The sequence below is a fragment of the Campylobacter sp. IFREMER_LSEM_CL908 genome, from assembly GCF_025771545.1.
GTDB classification, from domain to species: Bacteria; Campylobacterota; Campylobacteria; order Campylobacterales; family Campylobacteraceae; genus Campylobacter_D; species Campylobacter_D lari_D.
In genome coordinates, this window is record NZ_JAKMQK010000005.1 from 39,246 (window position 1) to 62,499 (window position 23,254).

Annotated in this window: 22 protein-coding genes; 13 read left to right on the plus strand and 9 right to left on the minus strand. The window is 30.1% G+C overall.

Annotated elements, in window-relative coordinates; all coding sequences use genetic code 11:
- The first annotated feature begins 68 nt into the window (after positions 1-68).
- Genes L8U04_RS02830 through L8U04_RS02840 form a run of 3 tightly spaced genes read left to right on the plus strand, consistent with a single transcriptional unit; the run spans position 69 to position 3,208 of the window.
- Positions 69-1,400 (plus strand): MotA/TolQ/ExbB proton channel family protein, encoded by a 1,332-nt coding sequence (locus L8U04_RS02830; RefSeq protein ID WP_039626332.1) that lies wholly within the window; start codon positions 69-71, stop codon positions 1,398-1,400.
- A complete protein-coding gene (locus L8U04_RS02835; RefSeq protein ID WP_261544824.1) occupies positions 1,387-2,337 on the plus strand; it encodes an OmpA family protein in 951 nt (316 codons plus the stop codon). Before L8U04_RS02830 ends, L8U04_RS02835 begins: the two co-directional genes overlap by 14 nt.
- The gene (locus L8U04_RS02840; protein WP_263661790.1) at positions 2,324-3,208 is read left to right on the plus strand and encodes a 1-aminocyclopropane-1-carboxylate deaminase/D-cysteine desulfhydrase; all 885 of its coding nucleotides are present in this window, start codon (positions 2,324-2,326) and stop codon (positions 3,206-3,208) included. The genes L8U04_RS02835 and L8U04_RS02840 overlap by 14 nt, the downstream gene beginning before the upstream one ends.
- Here L8U04_RS02840 and L8U04_RS02845 read toward each other — a convergent pair.
- On the minus strand, positions 3,179-4,543 hold the full coding sequence (locus tag L8U04_RS02845; protein WP_263709355.1) for a sodium-dependent transporter: 1,365 nt from the start codon (positions 4,541-4,543) through the stop codon (positions 3,179-3,181). The two genes, L8U04_RS02840 and L8U04_RS02845, sit on opposite strands and share 30 nt — an antisense overlap.
- A 102-nt stretch (positions 4,544-4,645) precedes the next feature.
- Between L8U04_RS02845 and L8U04_RS02850 the strand changes: the two genes are divergently transcribed.
- Positions 4,646-5,821: an NAD(P)/FAD-dependent oxidoreductase gene (locus L8U04_RS02850; protein WP_263709356.1), complete on the plus strand. Its 1,176-nt coding sequence runs from the start codon at positions 4,646-4,648 to the stop codon at positions 5,819-5,821.
- A gap of 21 nt (positions 5,822-5,842) precedes the next feature.
- On the opposite strand, the gene dsbD is transcribed toward L8U04_RS02850, so the two are convergent.
- On the minus strand, positions 5,843-7,534 hold the full coding sequence (gene dsbD / locus L8U04_RS02855; protein ID WP_263709357.1) for a protein-disulfide reductase DsbD: 1,692 nt from the start codon (positions 7,532-7,534) through the stop codon (positions 5,843-5,845).
- Positions 7,535-7,611: 77 nt separating this feature from the next.
- Between dsbD and ppk2 the strand changes: the two genes are divergently transcribed.
- Together ppk2 and L8U04_RS02865 are read left to right on the plus strand one after the other, a co-directional pair.
- Positions 7,612-8,454 (plus strand): polyphosphate kinase 2, encoded by an 843-nt coding sequence (gene ppk2 / locus L8U04_RS02860; protein WP_220567128.1) that lies wholly within the window; start codon positions 7,612-7,614, stop codon positions 8,452-8,454.
- A gap of 9 nt (positions 8,455-8,463) precedes the next feature.
- Positions 8,464-9,246: an amino acid ABC transporter permease gene (locus L8U04_RS02865; RefSeq protein WP_263709358.1), complete on the plus strand. Its 783-nt coding sequence runs from the start codon at positions 8,464-8,466 to the stop codon at positions 9,244-9,246.
- Here L8U04_RS02865 and L8U04_RS02870 read toward each other — a convergent pair.
- The 5 genes from L8U04_RS02870 to L8U04_RS02890 are packed head-to-tail and all read right to left on the minus strand — an operon-like array spanning position 9,243 to position 13,775.
- Positions 9,243-10,007: a transporter substrate-binding domain-containing protein gene (locus tag L8U04_RS02870; protein ID WP_220567099.1), complete on the minus strand. Its 765-nt coding sequence runs from the start codon at positions 10,005-10,007 to the stop codon at positions 9,243-9,245. The genes L8U04_RS02865 and L8U04_RS02870 overlap by 4 nt on opposite strands.
- Entirely contained in the window at positions 10,004-10,729 is a 726-nt protein-coding gene (gene kdsB, locus L8U04_RS02875; protein WP_263709359.1) for a 3-deoxy-manno-octulosonate cytidylyltransferase, read from the minus strand. Before kdsB ends, L8U04_RS02870 begins: the two co-directional genes overlap by 4 nt.
- On the minus strand, positions 10,726-12,135 hold the full coding sequence (gene thrC, locus L8U04_RS02880) for a threonine synthase (RefSeq protein WP_263676049.1): 1,410 nt from the start codon (positions 12,133-12,135) through the stop codon (positions 10,726-10,728). Before thrC ends, kdsB begins: the two co-directional genes overlap by 4 nt.
- A complete protein-coding gene (locus L8U04_RS02885; RefSeq protein ID WP_263676048.1) occupies positions 12,110-13,048 on the minus strand; it encodes a tetraacyldisaccharide 4'-kinase in 939 nt (312 codons plus the stop codon). Before L8U04_RS02885 ends, thrC begins: the two co-directional genes overlap by 26 nt.
- Positions 13,035-13,775, minus strand: a complete 741-nt coding sequence (locus L8U04_RS02890; RefSeq protein WP_263673088.1) for an NAD+ synthase — start codon at positions 13,773-13,775, stop codon at positions 13,035-13,037. Before L8U04_RS02890 ends, L8U04_RS02885 begins: the two co-directional genes overlap by 14 nt.
- A gap of 61 nt (positions 13,776-13,836) precedes the next feature.
- On the opposite strand from L8U04_RS02890, the gene L8U04_RS02895 reads away from it, so the two are divergent.
- On the plus strand, positions 13,837-14,436 hold the full coding sequence (locus L8U04_RS02895; RefSeq protein ID WP_263676046.1) for an MBL fold metallo-hydrolase: 600 nt from the start codon (positions 13,837-13,839) through the stop codon (positions 14,434-14,436).
- Positions 14,436-14,717 (plus strand): hypothetical protein, encoded by a 282-nt coding sequence (locus L8U04_RS02900; RefSeq protein ID WP_133318838.1) that lies wholly within the window; start codon positions 14,436-14,438, stop codon positions 14,715-14,717. The genes L8U04_RS02895 and L8U04_RS02900 overlap by 1 nt, the downstream gene beginning before the upstream one ends.
- A 23-nt stretch (positions 14,718-14,740) precedes the next feature.
- Here the strand turns inward: L8U04_RS02900 and L8U04_RS02905 are convergent, their stop codons facing one another.
- Complete coding sequence (locus L8U04_RS02905) at positions 14,741-15,736, minus strand: c-type cytochrome (RefSeq protein ID WP_263676044.1); 996 nt, start codon at positions 15,734-15,736, stop codon at positions 14,741-14,743.
- Between the two features lie 190 nt (positions 15,737-15,926).
- On the opposite strand from L8U04_RS02905, the gene L8U04_RS02910 reads away from it, so the two are divergent.
- The 4 genes from L8U04_RS02910 to L8U04_RS02925 are packed head-to-tail and all read left to right on the plus strand — an operon-like array spanning position 15,927 to position 19,234.
- Complete coding sequence (locus L8U04_RS02910; RefSeq protein ID WP_263676042.1) at positions 15,927-16,904, plus strand: agmatine deiminase family protein; 978 nt, start codon at positions 15,927-15,929, stop codon at positions 16,902-16,904.
- Entirely contained in the window at positions 16,901-17,815 is a 915-nt protein-coding gene (locus tag L8U04_RS02915) for a cation diffusion facilitator family transporter (protein ID WP_012661604.1), read from the plus strand. Before L8U04_RS02910 ends, L8U04_RS02915 begins: the two co-directional genes overlap by 4 nt.
- The gene (locus L8U04_RS02920; protein ID WP_263709360.1) at positions 17,784-18,656 is read left to right on the plus strand and encodes an N-carbamoylputrescine amidohydrolase; all 873 of its coding nucleotides are present in this window, start codon (positions 17,784-17,786) and stop codon (positions 18,654-18,656) included. Before L8U04_RS02915 ends, L8U04_RS02920 begins: the two co-directional genes overlap by 32 nt.
- 11 nt (positions 18,657-18,667) lie before the next feature.
- Entirely contained in the window at positions 18,668-19,234 is a 567-nt protein-coding gene (locus tag L8U04_RS02925) for a DJ-1 family glyoxalase III (protein ID WP_263709361.1), read from the plus strand.
- Positions 19,235-19,257: 23 nt separating this feature from the next.
- Here the strand turns inward: L8U04_RS02925 and L8U04_RS02930 are convergent, their stop codons facing one another.
- A complete protein-coding gene (locus L8U04_RS02930; RefSeq protein ID WP_257396702.1) occupies positions 19,258-19,497 on the minus strand; it encodes a SelT/SelW/SelH family (seleno)protein in 240 nt (79 codons plus the stop codon).
- Between the two features lie 103 nt (positions 19,498-19,600).
- On the opposite strand from L8U04_RS02930, the gene dnaE reads away from it, so the two are divergent.
- Complete coding sequence (gene dnaE, locus L8U04_RS02935) at positions 19,601-23,194, plus strand: DNA polymerase III subunit alpha (protein ID WP_263709362.1); 3,594 nt, start codon at positions 19,601-19,603, stop codon at positions 23,192-23,194.
- Positions 23,195-23,254: the final 60 nt, after the last annotated feature.

The following is a 23,254-nucleotide window of genomic DNA, read 5'->3' on the forward strand; positions in this document are numbered from 1 at the left end:
ATAACTCTTAGTTGATTTTCCTGTGAAGATTTTAAATTTTTAGAGTAAAATTAACAAAGGTTTATAAAATGGAAGTTAAAACAACTGATGATTTTTCTGATCTTGTATTACCTGAAGGAAAAGGTAGTACAGGAATTGTTGCTTATTTAAAGATTATTTTTATCCCTGCTATATTGTATATTTTAGTGCTTTTAGGGTATTTTGGAAAGATTGATTTTAAAGTAGAATTACATAGTGTTGTAATGATAGGGATTATCTTTTTAGTGGCTTTGATCTTTGCTAGACATAGCGCTGATTATGCTTCAAGTATTTTTGAGCAACAAAAAGATGAATTTAAGCTGATATTAAAACGCTATATTATGAAGCATTTTTTAGTTATAGGTAAAGAAACAAAGTCAAATGCTAGTTTTGATGATTTTGCATATGCTTATGTGAAAGATTTGAGAAATGAAAATTTTGCTTCTGTGGGTGCAGCTATTTTTCCTATGCTTGGTATTTTAGGAACTTTTATAAGTATAGCCATGTCTATGCCAAATTTTAATTCAAGCGACACAGCAGGCTTAGAACAAGAGATTTCAGTTTTATTAAATGGAGTAGGAACAGCCTTTTATGTATCAATTTATGGAATTTTCTTAGCACTTTGGTGGATATTTTTTGAAAAATACGGTAGTAGTAAATTCCAAAAACTTCTAAATCGTCAAAAAAACGCAACAAGCGATTTTTTCTGGTCTAAAGAAGAAATTGATAGAAAATATCTTCAAGAAAGTTTGCAACATTTTGAAAAAATAGGCACGATTTTTGAACATGTAAGCAATGAGGAATTTTTTAAAGAACTAGATAATACAATAGATAGAAAATTCAAAGTTTTTCAAGAACTTGTAAATGCTGAAGAAAAAGCTGTAAGATTAAGCAGTGAGCATGTAAAACAAACTATGAGTGATTTATCTAAAACCCAAAGAGAGCAAAAAGATATAGTTAAAACTTATAGCGAGATTGCAAATGCGGTAAATATGTTAAATTCAAACATAAAAGATCTAACTTTAAGAATTTCAGAGCAATATAATAGACTTTTAGATGTGAGTTCAGATAAGATTGTGCATTTAGATAAAAGTGTGAGTGCTTTAGATGAAAAGGTAAATAATTTTTCAAATAATATTGAAAAATATCAAAATCTTATGCTTGATAATCAAACTAAGCTTTTTGAAGGCTTTAGGGCAAGTATTATAGAGGGTATGCATACTTTTAAAGAAGCTTATGAAGATGAAAAAAATATTGACGAAAAAATTTCACTAATGCAAGAATTTAAAGAAGAAAGCAAAGAATTAGATGAGCAAACCACACAAGTTATTGCAAAGCTTGAAAATCAAAAAGAAGATGAAAAAATAGATGATAAAAAATAATTCTAGCAATGAAGAAAATAATTTTTGGATAGCTTATGCAGATTTAATGGCAGGCTTGCTTTTTATATTTATTTTGCTTATTGGAGCTATAGTTGTTAAGTATGTTTTAACTCAAAGTGATTTACAAATCATAAAAGAAAATTTGCAAAAACAAGAAGAACGCTTAAGAGAGAATAAAGAAGAATTAAATCAAAAAGAAGATATTTTAAAAAGTCTTAGCCAAAAATTAAGTAATACCTCAAGTACACTTGATAATATCAACAAACAAAAACAAGCTTTAGAAGCTAATATTACTAAACTTAATCAAGATTTAAATTCAAGTTTAGATGAAAAAGATCAGCAAATTTTTGCTTTACTTGAAAGATTAAATAAAAAAGATGAGGAAATCAAAGAATTAGAGCGTAATTTTGATGAGGCGAAAAGCAAAATCAAAGAACTAGGATTAATCAAAGAAAATACTATCAAAAATCTTCAAGCAAAATTTGATACTAATATTACCTTAGATTCTAATACGGGCGCGATAGTTTTACCTTCTGAAGTGCTTTTTGATACAAATTCTTTTACTCTAAAAGCTCAAGCAAAAGAGAATTTAAAGGCAATTTTAACACAGTATTTTGACAATATCTTAAAAGATGAAAATATCTTAAATAGTATAGAAAATATAGTCATAGAAGGTCACACAGATAGTGCAGGCTCTTATATATATAATCTTGATTTATCACAAAAAAGAGCTTATGCTGTGATGAGTTTTATACACTCATTTTACAAAGATCCAAGATTGCAAAAACTTTTAATGGCAAGTGGTAGATCTTATTCTGATGTGATTATGAAAGATGGTAAAGAAGACAAAGAGGCAAGTCGTAGAATAGAGATTAAGTTTAATATCAATACAAATAATGCTTTAGAAAAGGTTGAAAAATACCTTGATAGCAAGTAGAATTGATGTTTTAAAATACAAAGATTTTGAATTTTTACTCAAAAGAGATGATTTACTAGGTTATATTAATGGAAATAAGGCTAGAAAACTAGCCTTTTTTGAAAAAAATAAACATTTATTTAAAAAAGGACAAAGATTTATTTCTTTTGGCTCCTCTCAAAGTAATGCTTTAGTTGCTTTAGCTAAGTTTTGTTACGAAAATGATTTTTTGCTCATTTTTGTTTGTGAAAAAATGAGTTCTTTTTTAAAAGAAAATCCCCATGGAAATTTAGAATTTGCATTAAAACACAATGTGAAGTTGATAGAAAATATAAACTATCCCACAAGAAGACTGCAAGCTTTAGCCTTGAAAAAAGATGATGATATTTTTATAGAAGAGGGTGTGGCTATAAAAGAAGCTGAATTTGGATACCAGCAACTAGCCTTAGAGCTTAGTGAGCAGTTAAATGAAAATGTAAGTATTTTTTTACCTTCAGGTACAGGAACTTCTGCGGCTTTTTTGGCTAAACATAGTAAATTTAAAGTTTTTACATGTGCTTGTGTGGGCGATAGTGCATATTTAAAAGAGCAAATTTTAAGCTTAGAGCCAAATTATGATTTTGGTAATTTAACCATATTAAATTCACCTAAAAAATATCATTTTGCTAAGCCTTATTTAGAATTTTATGAGCTTTATAAGGATTTAAAAAAAGAATGTGGAGTGGAGTTTGATTTGCTTTATGATATGGTGGGTTTTAAAACTTTATTAGCTCATAAAGAGCAATTTGGTAGAAAAATCTTATATATCCATCAAGGAGGCCTTGAAGGAAATATAAGCATGTTAAAGCGTTATGAGTATAAATTAAAAAATTCCAAAATAAAAAATCACTAAAATAATCAAAGGTATAATAAATTTAACATAATAATACCATAGTTTAAAAATACTTCCTTTTAGGATATTTTGATTGGAAAGTTCATAAATAGCATCTTTTTTAAGCACCCAACCTACATAAATACAACAAAAAAATGCGGTTAAAACAAAGAATATATTTCCACTAATAAAATCAAAGCTATCAAAAATATTTTTTCCCTTGATGATAGTAATATCTCTTAAAGGACCATAGGTAAGTATACATGGTAAATTCCCTAAAACAAAAATACTTCCAAGTGTTAGATTAATAGCGGTATTTTTAGCTAGTTTAAATTTTTCCTCTAAAACACTAATGATTACTTGATAAATTGGTAAGCTTGTAGTAAGTGCAGCGATGATTAAAAGCAAAAAGAAAAACACGCAAATTATACTTCCAAAAGGTATATGTGAAAATGCAACGGGCAAGGTTTTAAAAACCAAAGATGGCCCACTATCAGGGGTTAAACCTACGCTAAATAAAGCAGGGAAAATCATAAATCCAGCAAGCACTGCTATGAGGGTGTTTAAAATTCCTGTATAAACAGAAGTTTTGATTAAATTCTCATTTTTCTTAAGGTGAGATGATAAGGTTATCATTACACCAAAGCCTAAAGATAGGGCAAAAAATACTTGTCCTAAAACATCTATAAACAATTTGGGAGTGATTTTAGAAAGATCAGGAGTAAGGTAAAATTTCACACCCTCGCTTGCTCCTTCAAGAGTTAAATTGCGTGCAACAACGACCAAAAGGCAGATAAACAAAAATGGCATAAGGTATTTTACTGATTTTTCTATGCCATCAATTACACCTTTTTTTAAGATAATCCAATTAATTATCACAAATATAGTAGTAAAAATTCCTATTAATAAAGGATTATTTTCTATAGTAGAGCTATAAAATTCGCTTGTATATTGAGCGTTAATGGGACTTGAAAGATTAAAATCGCCTATGATAATTTTAAAAATATAAGCTAAAACCCATCCGCCTATTACCATATAATAAGCCATGATTCCAAAACTACCTAAAAGTCCCATATAGCCAACACTTTGCCAAGAATTAGATATTTTAACTCCATCGTTTGTTTTTCCGCCAAAAGCATCGACTGAATTTAGCATTCTGCGTCTTCCTATGACATTTTCGACCAAAATCACAGGAATTCCTATAAAAATCATAGCTATACAAAAGGCCAAAACATAAGCACCACCTCCATTTTCACCCACTAAATATGGAAAACGCCAAGTGGCTCCAAAACCAATAGTCGCTCCTGCTACTGTAAGGATATAAGTTAGCGTATTGCTCCAAGTTTGTCTTTGCATGCTTTTTCCTTGCTAAATTTAAATAAAAAATATTTTAAGATAAAAAATAATACCATTATGCCAAATTTTTATTTATTTTTTTATCAAATTAAAGGAAAATCCATGCAAAAAAAGAAAATTTTGTTTTTAGGTGCAGGATATGCTACTTTATCGGCTATAAAAGCCTTACCTGATGAGTTTTTTGAAAAAGCACAAGTGAGTTTGATTAATAACAATTCTTATCATTATCATACTATTTTACTACACAAAGTAGCTTCCAATGAAGATATTTATAGTTCAAAATATGATCTTTTGCCTTTATTAAATCCAAAAATCAACTTTATCCAAGATGAAGTTTTAAAAATTTCTAAAGACAAAGTTTTTACTAAAAATAATGAATTTGACTTTGATATTTTAGTATGTGGGCTTGGTTTTGCGAAGGAAACTTTTGGTATTAAAGGTATGCAAGAATATGCTTTGAGTATAGATAATTATGAAAATGCTTTAAAAATTAATGAAATAATATATGAGAAAATAAAAAATTATAAAACCACCCAAAATGAAGATGATTTAAAAATCGCAGTTTGTGGTGGGGGTTTAAGTGGGGTTGAATTTGTAGCTTCTTTAGCTAAAGAGCTTAAATTCTTTTGCCAAAAAGAGCAAATTGCTTATGAGAAATTAGAACTTTCTATTATTGAAGCTATGGATCAAATTTTACCTATGTTTGATAAAAGTTTGGCTTTAAAAGCAAGGCAAAGGCTAAAGACACTTGGTGTGAAAGTATATGAAAAATCTAAAATCATAGAATGTGAAAAAAATGGTATAAGACTTGATGGGGGAGAATTTGTTAAAGCTAATACTATCATTTGGACTGCAGGAGTTAGGGGTAATAGCGTTATAGAAAATAGCTCAGATTTTCCAAGTGTAAGATCGCGTATAGAAGTAGATGCTTTTATCCATCCTTTAAATGTTGAAAATGCGTCAAGATACTTTTTTATAGGTGATAATAGTTTATTTAAAAATCCTAAAACTAACACCCCCTATCCTCCAACAGCTCAGCTTGCATTAAGAGAAGGAGTTTATGTTGCTAAAGCTTTAATGGCTATGATTGATGAGAAAGAATTTAAGCAAGAATTTTCTTTTATAAGCGGAAATACTGTTTGTTCTATCGGAAAGGATTATGCAGTTGGCACGGTTTTACATAAACCAATTAGTGGTTTTTTAGCAATAAAACTTAAAATTTTTATAGAAAAACTATGGCAGTATCAGCTTGAAGGATTGAAAGGTTTTTTGAAATAAAATTAATTTTAAATAGAGTTTTTAAGGAACTCTATTTAAAAACTCATTCGCATCTACATAGCCTATAATGCGTCCTTTTTCCTCGCCTTTGTTAAAAAATATCATCACAGGAGGCCCAAAAACTCCAAATTCTTTCATAAGAGCTAAATCTTCTTGGCTATTGTGTGTTACATCTGCTTTTAAAAGTGTGTAATTAGCAAGCAAATTTTGTACTTTTATATCTGTAAAAGTATATTCTTCTAAGAGTTTGCAGTTTTCACACCAAGCGGCTGTAAATTCAAGCATAACAGGTTTGGTAGAATTTTGTAATTCTTGCTTAAGTTCTTTTAAATTTTTAATGGTTTTAAAACTTAAACTAGGGCTATTTTCTTTTGAAGTAAGGTTAAACTCAAGAGGTTTTAGTAAGCTTTTTGAGCCCATTGATCCGCCTAAAATTAGGCTTAAACTATAAGCTAAAATTAAAATCATACTCGCTTTTTTAAATTTATCAAAATTAGTTTTAGCTTCATCAAATAAACCCATAAAACTAGCAAAAAATACTCCTATAGCCCCATAAAGCATTAAAATGATATTTGCACTAAGTATTCTTTCTAGCATCCAAACTGCCATAATGAGCATGATAAAACCAAAGAAAATCTTTATCTTAAGCATCCAAGCCCCACTTTTTAAAAGATTTCCTCCAAGACCTATTAAGAGTAAAGGCATGCCCATACCAAAACTCATCACAAATAAAGAAAGTCCTCCCAAAAATACATCACCACTATTAGTAATATAAAGCAAAGCTCCTGCTAAAGGTGCAGCCACGCAAGGACCTACAATAAGAGCTGATAAAAAGCCCATGATAGCTATACCAAAAACTCCATTTTTGCCTTCTATTTTTTTATTGATAAAATTTTGAAATTTAAGCGGTAATTGTAATTCATAAAGTCCAAACATAGAAAGTGAAAGTAATACAAAAATGCCTGCAAAAGTAATGATAATCCAAGGTTGTTGTAATAAACCTTGCACATTAGCCCCTGCAAGGCCTACTAAAGCACCTGCTATAGCATAAGCTAAAGACATAAAAAAGACATAGATAAAAGATAAATAAAAGCTATGTTTTTTAGATGGTTTGTCTTTGAGCTTCATTGCAATTAATGAAGAAAGAATAGGTATCATTGGTAAAATGCAAGGAGTAAATGCTAGTAATAAGCCATAACCAAAGAAAGTCAAAAGTGTGACAAATATATTTTGCGTACTTAAATCATTAGCAATTTGTTCATCTTCATTTTGCTTTTTAAATTGATCTTTAGTGGATTTTATAGCATAAATTCCATTTTGTTTATTAAGCTCATAATTTACATATACAGGACGATAGCATAAACCTTCTTCTGAACAACCTTGATAAGCTAGGGAAAGTTTTGCTTTGTTGTTTTTAATAAAATCATCTAATAATAATTGAGGTATGAAAAGTTCAAGTTGGCTAAAAATTACTTCTTTGTTTTCTCTAGTTTGAGTTTGTGGGAAATTTAATAAAGAAGTAATATCATTAGAGTCTAATTCTACTTTGATTTGATCTTTATAAAGATAAATTCTATCTGCAAGATTGATTTTTAAAAAAATTCCTTGATTATTGCTGTGAGTATTGAGTTTAAAGGCTTCATTAAGTGATAATACTCCATTGTTAGCAAAAGCTAAATTTAAAAAAATAAAAAATACCGCTAAAAAACGCATTTTTCTCCTTGAAATTGAAAATTAAATTTGTTTTATTTTACTTATTTGTGGTAAATTTAAGTTAATAATTATCCTAAATTAAGGAGTTTGTTGTGGATAAGGATAAATTTACTCTTATTAAAGTGAAAAAATCAACACTTGAGTATGAAAGCGAGCTTAGAAGATTACAAATCGAGCTTTTAAAATTTCAAAATCATGTCAAAGATAAAGGATTAAAAGTTTTGATTTTAATTGAAGGGCGTGATGCAGCAGGAAAAGGTGGTGCTATTAAAAGATTAATTGAACATTTAAATCCTAGAGGTTGTCGTGTGGTAGCACTTGAAAAACCAAGTGATGTGGAAAGAACTCAGTGGTATTTTCAGCGTTATGTGACACATTTGCCTGCAGCAGGAGAGATAGTGATTTTTGATAGATCTTGGTATAATAGAGCAGGGGTGGAACCTGTGATGGGCTTTTGTACTCCAAATGAGCATAAAAAATTCTTGCGTGAGGTGTCTTCTTTTGAAGAAATGCTACTTGATAGTGGAATTTTATTTTTTAAATTTTATTTTTCAGTTTCCAAACAAGAGCAAAAAAGGCGTTTTGAGCAAAGGAGAACAGATCCGCTAAAACAATACAAACTTTCTGTTGTTGATGAAAAATCACAAGAATTATGGGATAAATACACTCTAGCAAAATATTCTATGCTTTTAGCTTCTAATACACCAAAATGTCCTTGGGTGATCATTAATTCAGATAGTAAAAAGAAAGCAAGGATAAATTTATTTAAATATCTACTTAATTCTTTAGAATATCCAAATAAAATTAAAAATAAGTATTTTAAATATGATAAAAAATTAGTCCGTAGCGGTGAGGAAGAAATTCGTAAGATGGAACTTAGTTTAAATGATGAAAAACTTAAAAAATTTGATAAAAAATAAAGGCTAGAATTGAATCATCTTTTTATAGTGCGTAATAAATTTAATGAGCATAAAAAAATCAGTCCAAAGGTGTTTGCTATTAATGCCTTTTTGCTAGCATTTTTATTGTTTTTATTTTTTTATTTATCTTTTTTAAGTGCTAGTTATAATTTTGATTTTATGGTAATTTATGAGTATAAAGACAAAATGATACAAGGTTTTTTTACGAGTTTTTTTATTAGTGTTTTGTCTTTGATTGTAGGTGTGATTTTTGCTTTGATTTTGTGTTATATGAGTCTTTGTAAAATCGTGCTTTTTAATATGTTTGCAAGAGTTTTTATAGAGCTTATTAGAGGCACACCTTTGCTAGTGCAAATTTTATTGATTTATTATATTTTTGCAGATAATTTGGGGCTTGATAATCGCTATGTTTGTGGAGTTTTGATTTTAGCTTTATTTGCTAGTGCTTATATTTGTGAAATATTTAGAGCAGGGATTTTAAGTGTTGATAAAATGCAATATGAAAGTGCTAAGGCTTTAGGTTTGAGTGAGTTTGAAATTTATAAAAGTGTGATTTTTCCTCAAGCTTTAAAAAATATCTTAGCACCACTAAGTGGACAACTTAGTAATTTGATCAAAGATAGCTCTCTTTTAAGCGTTATAGCTATTTCAGAATTAACTCAAAATGCTCAAGAAATTAATGCTTTTACCTTTTCTACTTTAGAAATTTATATTCCCTTAGCGCTTTGTTATTTGGTTTTAACTTTACCTATTTCTATGTTTTCAAGAAAGCTTGAAAAGAGTTTTTCTTAAAAGAAAAACTCAAGCTTTTGTTCTTTAAAAACTTCTTGCATATCTTTGAGATATTTTTGACTTAGCTTATCAAAAAGACCATTTTCTTTAGATTTTAAAATAAACTCATTGAGCTCTTCTTTTAATTTGGTATTGTTTTTATTTAAAGCTATGGCCCATTGCTCAGGTGTTTTTTCAAAAGGGGTAAAAATAGCTTTTGTTTGCTCAGGATGTTTTTTCCATGCTTTATAAATACTCATTTGATCATAAATAAAAGCATCAGCTTTTGCTTGAATGACTTCTAAAATGGCTGCATTTTCTTTATCAAATACTAAGATTTTTGCGTTTTTAAGATTTTTTTGAGCATATAAATGTGCACTTGAACCTCTTTTTAAAGCAAGGATTTTTCCTTTTTGATTTAAATCTTCTATGGAATTAATATTTGATTTTTTAGCGCTTAATATCGCTAAATTTGCCTTAGCATAAGGCAAGGTAAAATCTATTACTTTTTTTCTTTGCTCGCTTATACTCATAGAAGACATGATGAGATCTATTTTTTGAGTCCTTAAAGCAGGTATAAGTCCATCCCAAGCTATGTTTTGAATTTTTAAATCATAGTTTTTTTCCTTAGCAAAGGCTTGTAAAAACTCTACACTAATACCACTTGGATTGCCTTTAGTATCACTCATTTCAAAAGGAGGGTAGGCCAGTTCCATACCTACGATTAATTCTTTTGCATGAAGTGTAAAAAATAAGCTTAGTAAAAAAAGTATTTTTTTCATTTTTTAACTCCAAATTTAGCCAAAGCCCTCTCGTAATCTTCTTTTGTATCTATACCTATGCTTTGACTTTGTATTTTTAACATTTTGATTTTTTTGCCATTTTCTAAGGCTCTTAATTGTTCTAATTTTTCACATTCTTCCAAAGCTGAGTTTTTCAAAGTACAAAATTCTTGTAAATTTTTAACCCTATATGCATAAATTCCAAGGTGGGCTTTAAAATTTTGTTTATAATTTGCCCTTTCATAAGGAATTTTAGATCTTGAAAAATATAAAGCATAATCATTACTATCAGTAACTACTTTAACCAAATTTGGATCATCACAAGCTTTCGCATCTACTTCTTTGTAGCAACTACTCATAAAACAAAGCTCATCTTCAAAAGCTTTTTGGCTAAATTCTTTAAAATCTTTAATATTTTGCGTTTCTATAAAAGGCTCATCAGCTTGGACATTAATGATTAACTCATTTTCATTTAGTTTTAAAATTTGACAAGCTTCGTTGATCCTATCAGTGCCACTTTCATGATTTTTGCTTGTTAAAACTGCTTTTATATTGTGTTTTTGTGCTATTTTTAAAACCTCTTCATCATCAATTGCCACGCACACTTCATCAACTTCTTGCATTTTTTTAGCTGTATAAATAAACATAGGTAAATTATCAATCTCGCATAAAATTTTATTTTCAAAACGACTTGATTTTAATCTTGCTGGTATGATTATCATTGTTTTATCCATTCTATAATAGTTTGTTTTAGATTTTTGAGTTTGCAAACTTGATTTTGCTTTTGTGTGCTTGTAAATAAGCTTGCGATATTTGGATGAATTTCTTGCTTAAATTCTTTTACAAGTTCTTGCATACAAGCTTGTTCATCTTGACATTCTTTGTTATAAATTGCTTGATACATACTTGGGGTAAATTTACTCCATTGTGCTGTAGAAGTAATAAGCGTAGTAGTGTTAGAATCAAGCATTTTAAAGCAAGTGCAAGTATGAGGATCTAAAAGTCCTAAGTGGCTGTATTGTTTGATATATTGCATGCACTCATCATCATTGCAAAAATCAGCTTCAAAGTCTTCTTGCAAAAGCTCTAGTTCTTTTTGACTAAGCTCATAATATTTTTCATTCTTTAAAGCTTGCATAAGTTCTTTGGTGCGTTCATCTTTAAATTTATCAAAAAGCAATCTTTCTATATTTGATGATATGAGTATATCCATAGCAGGAGAAATAGTCTTTTGCAAGCTTTTATTTCTTAAATCATATTTGCCTGTATTAAAAAACTCACTTAAGATATTGTTTGAATTGGAAGCAATTTTAATTTTACCTATATTTGCTCCCATTTTTTTAGCATAATAAGCCCCCAAAGCATCGCCAAAATTTCCACTTGGCACAATAATGTCTATTGTTTTATCGATTTTTAAGCTAGCATAATAATGATAGATGATTTGAAAAAGTATTCTTCCAAAATTAACTGAATTTGCAGCACTTAGACTTAACTTTTCTTCTTTTAAGGTGTTTTTAAAATCTTCATCATTTAAAAGTGTTTTTAAGGTATTTTGTGCATCATCAAAATTACCTTCAATGGCTATGGATTTTAAATTGCTTGCATTTGAGTGTGTCATTTGTAAAGCTTGAGTTTTACTTGTGCCTTCATTTGGGTAAATGCAAACTACTTTTATGCCTTTTTTATTTTCAAAGCTTTTTAGCGTAGCAGGTCCTGTATCGCCACTTGTAGCACACATGATTAAAAAATCATCATCTTTTTTTAAGTATTCCAAAAGCACGCCAAAAGGCTGCAATGCCATGTCTTTAAAAGCTCTTGTTGGCCCATGAAATAATTCATTAATATAAAGCTTATCATTAATTTTTCTTAAATGAACAGGGCAGGTTTTATCATCAAAACTCTCATAAGTTTTCAAAGCTTTTTCAAAAACTTCAGGCTCTAAATCAAAATCAAAAGCTGCGATAATTTTTAAAGCTAATTCTTTGTAGTTTAAATTTTTTAAAGCTTCATTATCAAGCTTTGGTAGATTAAGTGGTGCATATAAAGCATTATTAGGTGCACTAGGGCTAAGTAAGGCCTTTGAAAAGCTTACTTGGTGATTTTTATCTTGGGTTGAGTGTAGTAACATTTTTTTCCTTATTGTTAAATTTATCAATATAATCTTGCAAAATTTGCTTAAAGCCGTCTTTTAAAATAATATCAAGATGAATTAATTCTGTTTTAAAGCCAAAATCTTTTACCTTGACATAGTCTTTAAAGGTTAGCATTAAGGTGTCACAATTGTGTTTTTTTAAAAGTTTTTCTAATTCTTCTTTTTGAAAAGTGTAATGATCAGCAAAAAAATAACAAGCCCTAGCTTTAATAAAATGCTCATATAATCTAAAAGGCTTTGCAATAGAGCTTATTAAAATAGCTTTTTGATTTTCTTTTACATGAGAATAACGCACAAAATCTTCATTTTCTTTAGCTATAAAATCAGCCCTTTTAGCAAAAGATTTTGGCAAACGATAAGCCCCGCTAGGTAGGGTAAAATCAAAAAAAGGCTCATCTTTGCTTTGTAATAAAATACTAAGTTTTTTAATATGAAATTTAGAAAAAGCATCGTCTAAAAGTATGATCTTTGCTCCAAGTTCGATAGCTTTTTGTATGCCTTTAACTCTATCTTCACTTACTATCACTCCACTAATGTGCTTTGTAAGTGCATACTCCATAGCTTCATCGCCACTTTCTTTAATGCTGCATAAAATTTTATCTTTGTGTTTAACGATGATTAAGCCTTCACTTTGTCTTTTATAGCCTCTTAAGATGATAAAACAATTTTCAAACTCAGCAGCTATGGCTTTACAAATGGGAGTTTTTCCATTGCCTCCTAGGGTTAGATTACCTATGCTTATAATGGGTAAATTAAAATCAAGTTCTTTTTTAAATTTAGTATTTAAAATAGCTATAATCATATATAAAAAGCTAAAAGGTAAAAGCAAAAAGGCTAGAATTTTTTGCAAAAAATTAGGTTTAAAAAAATACCGATCAAGCCAAGTCATATGTATTCTTTAATGTTGTTGGAAGTTTTCTTTTAAAGGCATTATTTTGCACACGCTCTAAGACTAAATTTTTTAAATTCTCATCAAAATTTTCTAAGCTTTGATTATTTTCTAAAGCTTTTAAAACTTCATCTAAAACTTCATATTTATAGCCAAGATCTTTTTCATCGCTTTGATTTGGCCAAAGATCAGCACTAGGGGCTTTTTGTATGAAATTTTCATGTACACCTATAAATTTAGCAAGCTCGAAAACTTCACTTTTATAAAGTGTAGCTAAAGGATTAAAAGCGCAAGCTAAATCTCCATAAATAGTTCCATAACCAAGCATAAGTTCGCTTTTATTAGAAGTGCCTACCACTAAAGCATTATGCAAGGCTGAATAATCATAAAGCAAGCTCATACGCACTCTTGCAGCTAAATTCCCAAAGCGTAAATGGCTTAAATCTTGACAAATTTTTTCATAAGCACAAAGCACTTCATCAATATAAATGATCTTATGATGAATTTGCAAATCTTTACAAAGCATTAATGCATCATCTAAATTTTCTTTTTTAGAATATTTTGTAGGCATTAAAAGCACAAAAAGTTTTTCACCTACTGCTTTTTTGCAAAGATGAGCTACTAAAGCTGAATCTATCCCACCGCTTAAACCTAAGATGAGATTTTTATCTCTTGCTTGTTCTTTTATAAAATTGATCAATAATTCTTGTAATTTTGTATAATTCATAAAAAATCTTTAAATATTAATTTTTTAAAATTATATTTGATTTAGTTAAAAGGAAGTTTATATGCGTATTTTAAAACAACCATGTGGAATGTATGAAACAAATTGTTATATTATAGATCATAATAACAAGCAAATTATCATCGATCCAGGAGAAAATGCTTATAAGTTTATCAAAGAAAATACAAGCAAACCTTTAGCTATTTTAAATACCCATGGTCATTATGATCATGTTTATGATAATGCTAAAGTTAAAATGGCTTATGAAATTCCAATTTTTATCCATAAAGATGATGCTTTTATGCTAAAAGATCCTTTTAATTATGGTTTTGAGCATTCAAGTGCTGATGTATTGATAGAAAATGAAAATGAATTTAGTATAGATGAGTTTAAGTTTAAATTTCATCATTTCCCAGGGCATACTCCAGGGTGTTGTATGATAGAACTTGTGGGCAAAGATGTGCTTTTTAGTGGGGATTTTTTATTTTATCGTAGTATTGGTAGGTGGGATTTTCCTTACTCAGATGCAACTAAGATGAAAGAGAGTTTGCTTAAAATTTTAGCTTATGAAAAAGATTTTAAGCTTTTTCCAGGGCATGGAGAAGAAAGTTCTTTAAGAGAAGAGCAAAGTGCAATTCCTGCTTGGTTAAGGTATTTTCATTAATGGATAAGGTTTTATATTTTTTAAGTTTTTTGCTGATTTTAAGTGCGATTTTGAGTTTTTTTAAACCCAAAGAAACAAAAAAGAAATTTTTTCACAAATGTCCATGTTTTAGAGCAGTAGAAAATGGTTTAATGAGTAGAATTTGCATTTATGCAGGAAGTTTTGGTTTTATGTATTCTGTGCTTTATATTGGTTTTGGAGTGTATGATAAAAAGCTTTTTATGATTTTGCTTTTATCTTTTGCGATATGGTATTTTGCTTGGGTTTTAAAAAAAGAATAGCTAGAATTAGCTATTCTTAAAAATTATTTTGTATTAATATATAAAGGTTCAAAAGGACCATAACGATGTTGCTCTATACTAAATTTATCATGTTTAGCATAAGGTTTTACATCCATATCTGCAGGTTTTACATCACGATCTGGAAAGTCTTTATTTCTATTCTTTTTAATAGGTCTTGGTTGAGAATTAATATAAGCTGCCACATCATAAGCTTGTTCTAGAGTTAAGGTTGCATCATCTTTTGGCATATTTGCTTTGATATAACTTGCAGCTTTGATAAGTCTATACATGCCAGCACCTGTGTTGTAACTATCATTTCCCCATAAAGCAGGATATATGTAATAACTCATACTAGGATCATTACTTTTTATCCCCTCTCCATTTTCTCCATGGCAGGCTACGCACTTATTTTGATAAATTTCTTTACCTTTTTTAGGATCTGCTGCTCTTTTTAAAAAGGATATTTTAGGTAATCCTTGTCCTTGTGTTTTTGCTCCTACTTCTATACCTTGAGAAATATAATGCATATAAGCAAGTATGGCTTTCATTTGAGGAGAGTTGTTTGGAAGCCTTTTGCCATTCATGGATCTTTCCATACAGCCATTAATTCTATCTTCTAGAGTGATTATTTTATCCGCTCTTGCATTATATTGTGGAAAGCGTGCATAAATTCCTACAAAACCTGATTGATTTTTTATAGTTCCAGCATTAGCATGACAGCTTGAGCAAGAAAGATTATTACCTGCATAACGATTTTTAGGATTTTTTGCTTGAGGTCCTATATAGTTTGTGGTGTAATTTAAAATTTTATTACCCAAAATGACTGCTTGAGTATAAGGTGAATTTGGAAGTTTATCTTCAATGATAATGCCATTTTCTATAGTATTTGGGACTTTCCATTGCGCACTTTGTAAATGGATACCTGTTTGCTTTTTTGCTTGAAGTTTTGCTTGATCAATGGCAAAAGCAGAACTCATTAAAAAAGATAAAGATAAGACAGAATATACAATTTTTTTCATTTTACCTCCTTGAACTTGTCTCATTTTCATCTTATAACTTGAAATTTAAAAAAATATTAAATGTTTTTAATGTAAAAGTATCTTTAAATACTACTATGCCGTTTTTAAAGATAAAAATGATATTATTAATATTTTTTAGAATATGTAATTAATGTTACCTTTTTATACATTTTATCAAAGGAAATTATCAATGAGAAAAAGCATAGCAGAATGGGAAAAACAGGAACTACTTTTACTTTCATTACCCCATAAAAATAGCGATTGGAGTCCTTATTTAGAAGAAATTATGCAAAGCTATGAGGAATTTATTAAAGCTGTGGCAAATTTTCAAAAAGTTTTACTTATTGCTCCAAGTGAAAAAGATTTTCAAAGATTTAAACATATAAAAAATCTAGATTTTTTTAAGTGTGATACTAATGATACTTGGATTAGAGATTTTGGTGCAATTGATGCGCGTGAAGATGATAAAATTATAGGGCTTGATTTTACTTTTAATGCTTGGGGCGATAAATTTCAAAGCACTTTAGATAATGCGGTAAATTCAAAGCTTTTTGCACAAAAATTATCTGGAAAATTAGAAAAAATTGATCTTATTTTAGAAGGTGGGAGTATTGATTTTAACGGGCAAGGAGTAATGCTTACAACGAGTGCTTGTTTGTTAAATGAAAATAGAAATTCACATTTAAATAAAGAGCAAATTGAAGCTAAGTTAAAAGAAATTTTTGGCTTAAAACAAATTATATGGTTAAATCATGGTTATATAAAAGGCGATGATACTGATCATCATATAGATACTCTAGCAAGATTTATCAATGAAAAAACCATTGCTTATTGTGTGTGTAAAGATGAAAATGATGAGCATTACGCACCTTTAAAGGCTATGGAAGATGAGCTGAAAAAAACAGGATTTGATTTATTAGAGCTTCCTTTACCTAAGCCTTTGTATTTTGAAGGTAAAAGGCTTGGTGCTACTTATGTAAATTTTGTTTTTGTTAATGGTGGTTTGATAGTGCCAACTTATAATGATGAAAATGATGCTTTGGTATTAGAAAATTTACAAAAAGCATGCAAAGATAGAAAAGTAGTAGGGGTTGATGCAAGGGTGTTTTTAAGACAAAATGGTTCTTTGCATTGTTCTTGTCAAAACCGCTATGAAGGTCAAAGATGAATTTACAAAAAAGTGCGACTATCATTGCAAGTGTATGTGCTATTTTTTTAGCTATTATAAAATTTGCAGTAGGTTTAGCTTCAGGTTCTGTTGCAGTACTTTCTAGTGCGATTGATTCTTTGCTTGATTGTGTGATTTCGGGTTTAAATTTTTTAGCTTTGAAAAAAAGCTCTCAAGGCTCTAGCAAGGAATATAATTTTGGCCTTAGTAAAATTGAAGCTTTAATGGGGCTTTTTGAAGGTCTTGTTATTAGTGGGATTGGGGTTTATATTTTTTATGAGAGTGTTTTGAAAATTCACAATCAAGAAAGTGTAGAAAAACTTGATCTTGGAATTTTTGTCATGGCTTTTGCTATGGCTGTGACTTTGTGTTTGGTGGTTTTTTTAAATTATGTTGCTAAAAAAACAAAAAGCTTGATTATAAAAGCTGATAGCTTACACTATAAAATAGATTTCTTGACTAATGCTTTAACGCTTTTAGCACTTGTGATTATAGCTTTTACAAATTATCATTTTATTGATGGATTATTTGGCATAGCTATAAGTTTATATACGATTTTTTCAGCTTTTAAAATCATTAAGGAAAGTTCTAAAATTTTATTAGATGTAGCTATTGATAAAGAACAAGTTGAAGTGATTAAACAAATCATAAGTGCAAATAAAGAAGTCAAAAGTTTTCATCATTTAAAAACTAGAAAAAGTCCTGATATGCTTTATGTTAGTGTGCATTTAGTTTTTGAACCTACAATATCACTTTTAAAAGCTCATGAGATTGGTGATGAGATTGAAGATAGCATAAGAGAACATTTTAAAGATGATTTTTGGAATATCCATATACATTTAGATCCTTATGATGATTCAGAAGAAGAAAGGAGTAAAAATGAAATTAGCGCTCATTCAGCAAGAATTTAAACAAAATAAAGAAAAAACTATAGAAAAAACATGCGAACTTATTAAACAAGCAGCAAAAGAAAAGGCTGAGCTTGTGTGTTTGCAAGAGCTTCATCAAACGCAGTATTTTTGTCAAAGTGAAAATACAAACTTTTTTGATTTGGCAAATGACTATGAAGAGGATGTTAAATTTTGGTCTAATGTAGCTAGGGAAAATAAAGTTGTTTTGGTAACTTCTTTATTTGAAAAAAGAAGTGCAGGGCTTTATCATAATACTAGTGTGGTATTTGATAAAGATGGCTCCATAGCAGGCAAATACCGCAAAATGCATATTCCTGATGATCCTTGTTTTTATGAAAAATTTTATTTTACTCCAGGTGATTTGGGTTTTGAGCCTATACAAACAAGTGTTGGAAAGCTTGGGGTTTTAATATGCTGGGATCAATGGTATCCTGAAGCTGCTAGGTTAATGGCTTTAAAGGGAGCTCAAATTTTAATTTATCCTACCGCTATAGGTTGGTTTGATAAGGATGAAAAAGAAGAAAAACAAAGACAGCTTGAAGCTTGGATAGGTGTGCAAAGAGGTCATGCTATAGCTAATGGCTTACCTGTAGTAGCTATTAATAGAGTGGGTTTTGAAAAAGATGAAAGCGGTGTGGAAGAAAGTATAAGATTTTGGGGGAATTCTTTTGTTTTTGGGGCTCAAGGTGAAGAGCTTTTTAGGGCTGATGATAAACAAGAGCTTTGTAAAATCGTTGAAATTGATATGCAAAGATGTGAAAATGTGCGTAGATGGTGGCCATTTCTACGCGATAGACGCATAGAATATTTTCATGAATTAAATAAAAGATTTATTGACTAAAAGGAGGAAAAATGAAAAAAGTTTTAGTGCCTTTGGCAAAAGGTTTTGAAGAGGCTGAATTTATAGGTATAGCTGATGTTTTAAAAAGAGCAGGGGAGGCTAGTGGAAATTTAGAGGTAATTATTGCTTCGCTAGATGATGAGCTTTTAGTGCAAGGAGCTAATGGAATTAGCATAAGGGCTGATGTGAGTTTGACTAGTGTTGATCAAGAAAATTTAGATGCAATCGCTTTGGCAGGTGGATTTGAAGGTATGATGAATTTAAAAAACAATTCACTTATCATAAAAATCATACAAGATTTACATGCTAAGAAAAAAATCGTAGCTGCTATTTGTGCTTCACCTATGGTATTGGCAAAAGCAGGGGTGATTAATGGCGAGTTTTCTTGCTATCCTGGTTGTGAAGTGGGTATTGAAGGTATAAGAGTAAATAAAGCAGTTGTAGTAAATGAAAATGTCATCACAGCAGCTGGGCCTGCTACGGCTATTTTATTTGGTTTAGAGCTTGCTAAACATTTATGCTCAGAAGAAATTTATCGAAAACTTTATGAAGGTATGCTTGTTCCTTTAACAAAATAAACCCTCGCTAATGAGGGTTTAGCTTACATTTGTTTCATAAGCTTGGTGATTTCACCCTCATGAGGAAATCTATCTACTTCACAATTAAACAAGTCTTTTTTAGAGTAAATGATTTTACCATCTACTTCTACTATAAAATGACCGCCACCTTTTTCTATGGTAGAAATTTGCGCATCTTTGAATTCATTTTGTATTTCTTCTGCAACCCTTGCAGCTTGTGGTTTGTAATTTCAAAGATTACAATAATAAATTTTTACTTCCATTTTTTACTCCTTTTTTGAAAGTAAGCTATTATACATTTTTTATGCTTGTAAGTTTTAAATTTAAGGTTTTTTTTTATAATAATAAAAAAATACAAGGAAAAATATGAGCCAATTTACACATTTGCATTTACATACAGAATATTCTTTACTTGATGGAGCAAATAAACTCAAAGAGCTAGCTAAAACGCTAAAAGCACAAGGTGCAACAAGTGTTGCTATGACTGATCATGGAAATATGTTTGGGGCTATTGATTTTTATAAAACAATGAGAGCTGAAGGAATTAAGCCTATTATAGGGCTTGAAGCATATTTACATAATCACGATGATTTAAGTGATAAAAGTTCAAGACAGCGTTTTCATCTTTGTTTATTTGCTAAAAATGAAATTGGTTATAAAAATTTGATGTATTTGAGCTCGCAAAGTTATATACATGGCTTGTATTATTACCCAAGGATTAATAAAAAGCTTTTAGAGGCTCATAGTGAGGGTTTGATTTGCTCTTCTGCGTGTTTGCAAGGTGAGGTTAATTGGCATTTAAATACCAAGAATGAAAGAAATATAAAATTTGGCGCAAAGGGTTATGAGGGTGCAAAAGAAGCAGCTTTATGGTATAAAAAGGTTTTTGGAGATGATTTTTACCTTGAAATTATGCGTCATGGTATTGATGATCAAAAATTTATTGATGATTCTATCATCAAACTTGCTAAAGAGCTTGATATAAAAATTATTGCAACTAATGATACGCATTACACTTTTAAAGAAAGAGCGGCTGCTCATGAAGTATTTATGTGTATTGCTATGGGGGTTAAGCTTGATGATCCAGGGCGTTTAAGACATGAGGTGCATGAGTTTTATGTAAAAACGCCAGAGCAAATGAGCGAGCTTTTTGCTGATATTCCTGAAGCCATTGAAAATACTCAAGAAATAGCTAATAAATGCAATTTAGAATTAAAACTAGGCGATCCTACCCCACCAAATTTTAAATTTACCCGTGAATATGCAAAAAAATATAGTTTAAATCTAGCACAAGAAGATCAAGAATTTAGCTTTGATAATGATGATATAGTTTTTGAGTATCTTTGTAAAAAAGGCTTAGAAGAAAGACTTCAATTTATCGATGAGAGTAAGCACCAAGAGTATAAAGATAGGCTTGATTTAGAAATTAGTATTATTAAAAATATGAAATTTTCAGGTTATATGTTAATCGTTCATGATTTTATCGCCGCAGCTAAGGAAAAAGATATACCAGTTGGCCCAGGGCGTGGGAGTGCAGCGGGGAGTTTAGTTTCGTATTGTTTGAAAATTACAGATTTAGATCCTATACCTTATAATCTTCTTTTTGAGAGATTTTTAAATCCTGAGCGTGTATCAATGCCCGATATTGATGTGGATTTTTGTCAAGATAGAAGAGGGGAAGTGATTGATTATGTGATCGATAAATATGGAGCTGAAAGGGTTGCACAAGTCATTACCTTTGGTAAGCTTTTAGCAAAGGGGGTAATCCGTGATGTAGCTAGGGTTTGTGATATGAGCATACCTGATGCGGATGCTTTGGCAAAATTAGTTCCCGAAGAGCTAAAAATTACTTTAGAAAAAGCCTATGAGCAAGAACCAAAAATAGCTGAATTTGTAAATTCTCATCCAAAGGGGCGCCAAGTTTGGGATTTTGCTAAGGCACTAGAGGGTTTAAATAGAAATGCAGGTATGCACGCGGCCGGAGTTGTGATATCTAATGAAGCTTTGTGGAATAAAGCTCCGCTTTTTAGACAAAGCAAAAATGATGAGCGTCATTTGGTAACGCAGTATTCTAAAGAATATCTTGAAGATGTGGATTTAATTAAATTTGACTTTTTGGGTTTAAAAACCCTTACAGTAATTGATAATGCCATAAAACTAGTTAAAAAGCGTTATGGTAAAGATGTGATTTGGGAAAAGATTGATATGAATGATCCTAAGGTTTATAAAACTATACAAAGTGGTAATACCTTGGGTATTTTCCAAATAGAATCAGGCGGTATGCAAAGTTTGAATGCTAGGTTAAAGCCTGAAAGATTTGAAGATTTAATCGCGGTTTTAGCTTTATATAGACCAGGACCACTTGATAGTGGGATGGTGGATGATTTTATCGATATTAAACATGGTAGAAAGGCTGCTACTTATGCATTTGATGATTTAAAGCCTATACTTGAAAATACTTATGGGGTTATAGTTTATCAAGAGCAGGTTATGCAAATAGTGCAAAAAATTGGTGGTTTTTCTTTGGGTGGAGCTGATAATGTGCGTCGTGCTATGGGTAAGAAAAAAAGAGAAATTTTGGACAATCTTAAAGCAGAGTATTTAGAAGGAGCTAAAAAACAAGGCTATGATGAGAAAAAGGCTGATGATTTGTTTGAGCTTATTTTGAAATTTGCTGAATATGGTTTTAATAAATCTCACTCGGCTGCCTATGCACTTATAACCTTTCAAACAGCGTATTTAAAAACTTATTATCCAAGTGAGTTTATGGCTGCACTTTTAACAAGTGAAGAAAGCAATGTAGATAAGGTCGCAAAATACATTGAAGAGATGAAAAGAATGAATATCAAGCTTTTGCCGCCAAATATCAATAAAGCTCAAAGAGAATTTAGTGCAACTAAGCTTGAAGATGGTTCTGAAGCTATTATTTATGGGCTTGGAGCGATTAAGAGTGTGGGAATTCCTGCGATAGAAAATATCATGACTATTCGCAAGGAAGAGGGTTTTAGTGATTTTGATGATTTTATAAGCTCTATTGATCCTACTAAGATTAATAAAAAAACTATAGAAAATTTAGCTAAATCAGGTGCTTTTGATGAGTTTGGCTATACTAGAAAATGTTTGGTGGATAATCTTGAGCTTATTTCAGAAACAAGTAGAAAAATAGCTGAAGTTAAAAGAAATTCTACTGCTTCTCTTTTTGGAGAAGAAGAAATAGCCGCAGATATCAAAGTAGGGCTTCATGATAGCAAAGTAGAATTTGAGTTAATGGAAAAACTAGGCTATGAAAAAGAAATCTTAGGAATTTATGTATCAGGTCATCCTTTAGATAAATTTGCAAGTCAAATAGAAGGTATAGATTATTTTAAAAGTATGGATTTTGAAACACTCAAAGGCGAGGGTGAGCTTTTGGTTGTAGGAAAGATTGAAGATTTTAAATCAATGATGAGTAAAAGTGGTAAAAGATATGCTAAGGCTGTGGTTTTAGACTTTTATTCTTCTTTTGATATGATTATTTTTGAAACTCAAGTAGAAAAAGTTGAAACACTTTTTAAAGAAAGCAAAGATGAAGCCTTTGCCTTTTTACTAAGATATAAAAACAATGACAATGACTTAAGCTTTAGTTTAAATGAAATTTATACACTAGAAGAAGCAAAAGAAAATGAGCTAAAATCTTTTAGTAAGAAAAAAAGCTTTGTAAAAAAAGAAAACAAAGAAGAATTTACACAAGATCCTATGAAATTTGAAGAAAATATCATAGAACTTGACATTAATAAGCTTAGTAAAGATATGGTGTATGAAATTTATGATCTAGCTAATACAAGACATAATCCAAAAGATGCTAATAACAAAAAGCTTGTGCTAAAAGTGCTTGATATGGGTAGTTGCTTGCTTTATCATACAAATTTTGTTCTCTCGCAAGAAGCTATGGATGTGATAGCTCAAAAATGTAAAGGTTAAAATATAGACATTAAAAGTCCATTTTATATAGTATAATTATATCAATACAATATAAAAAGG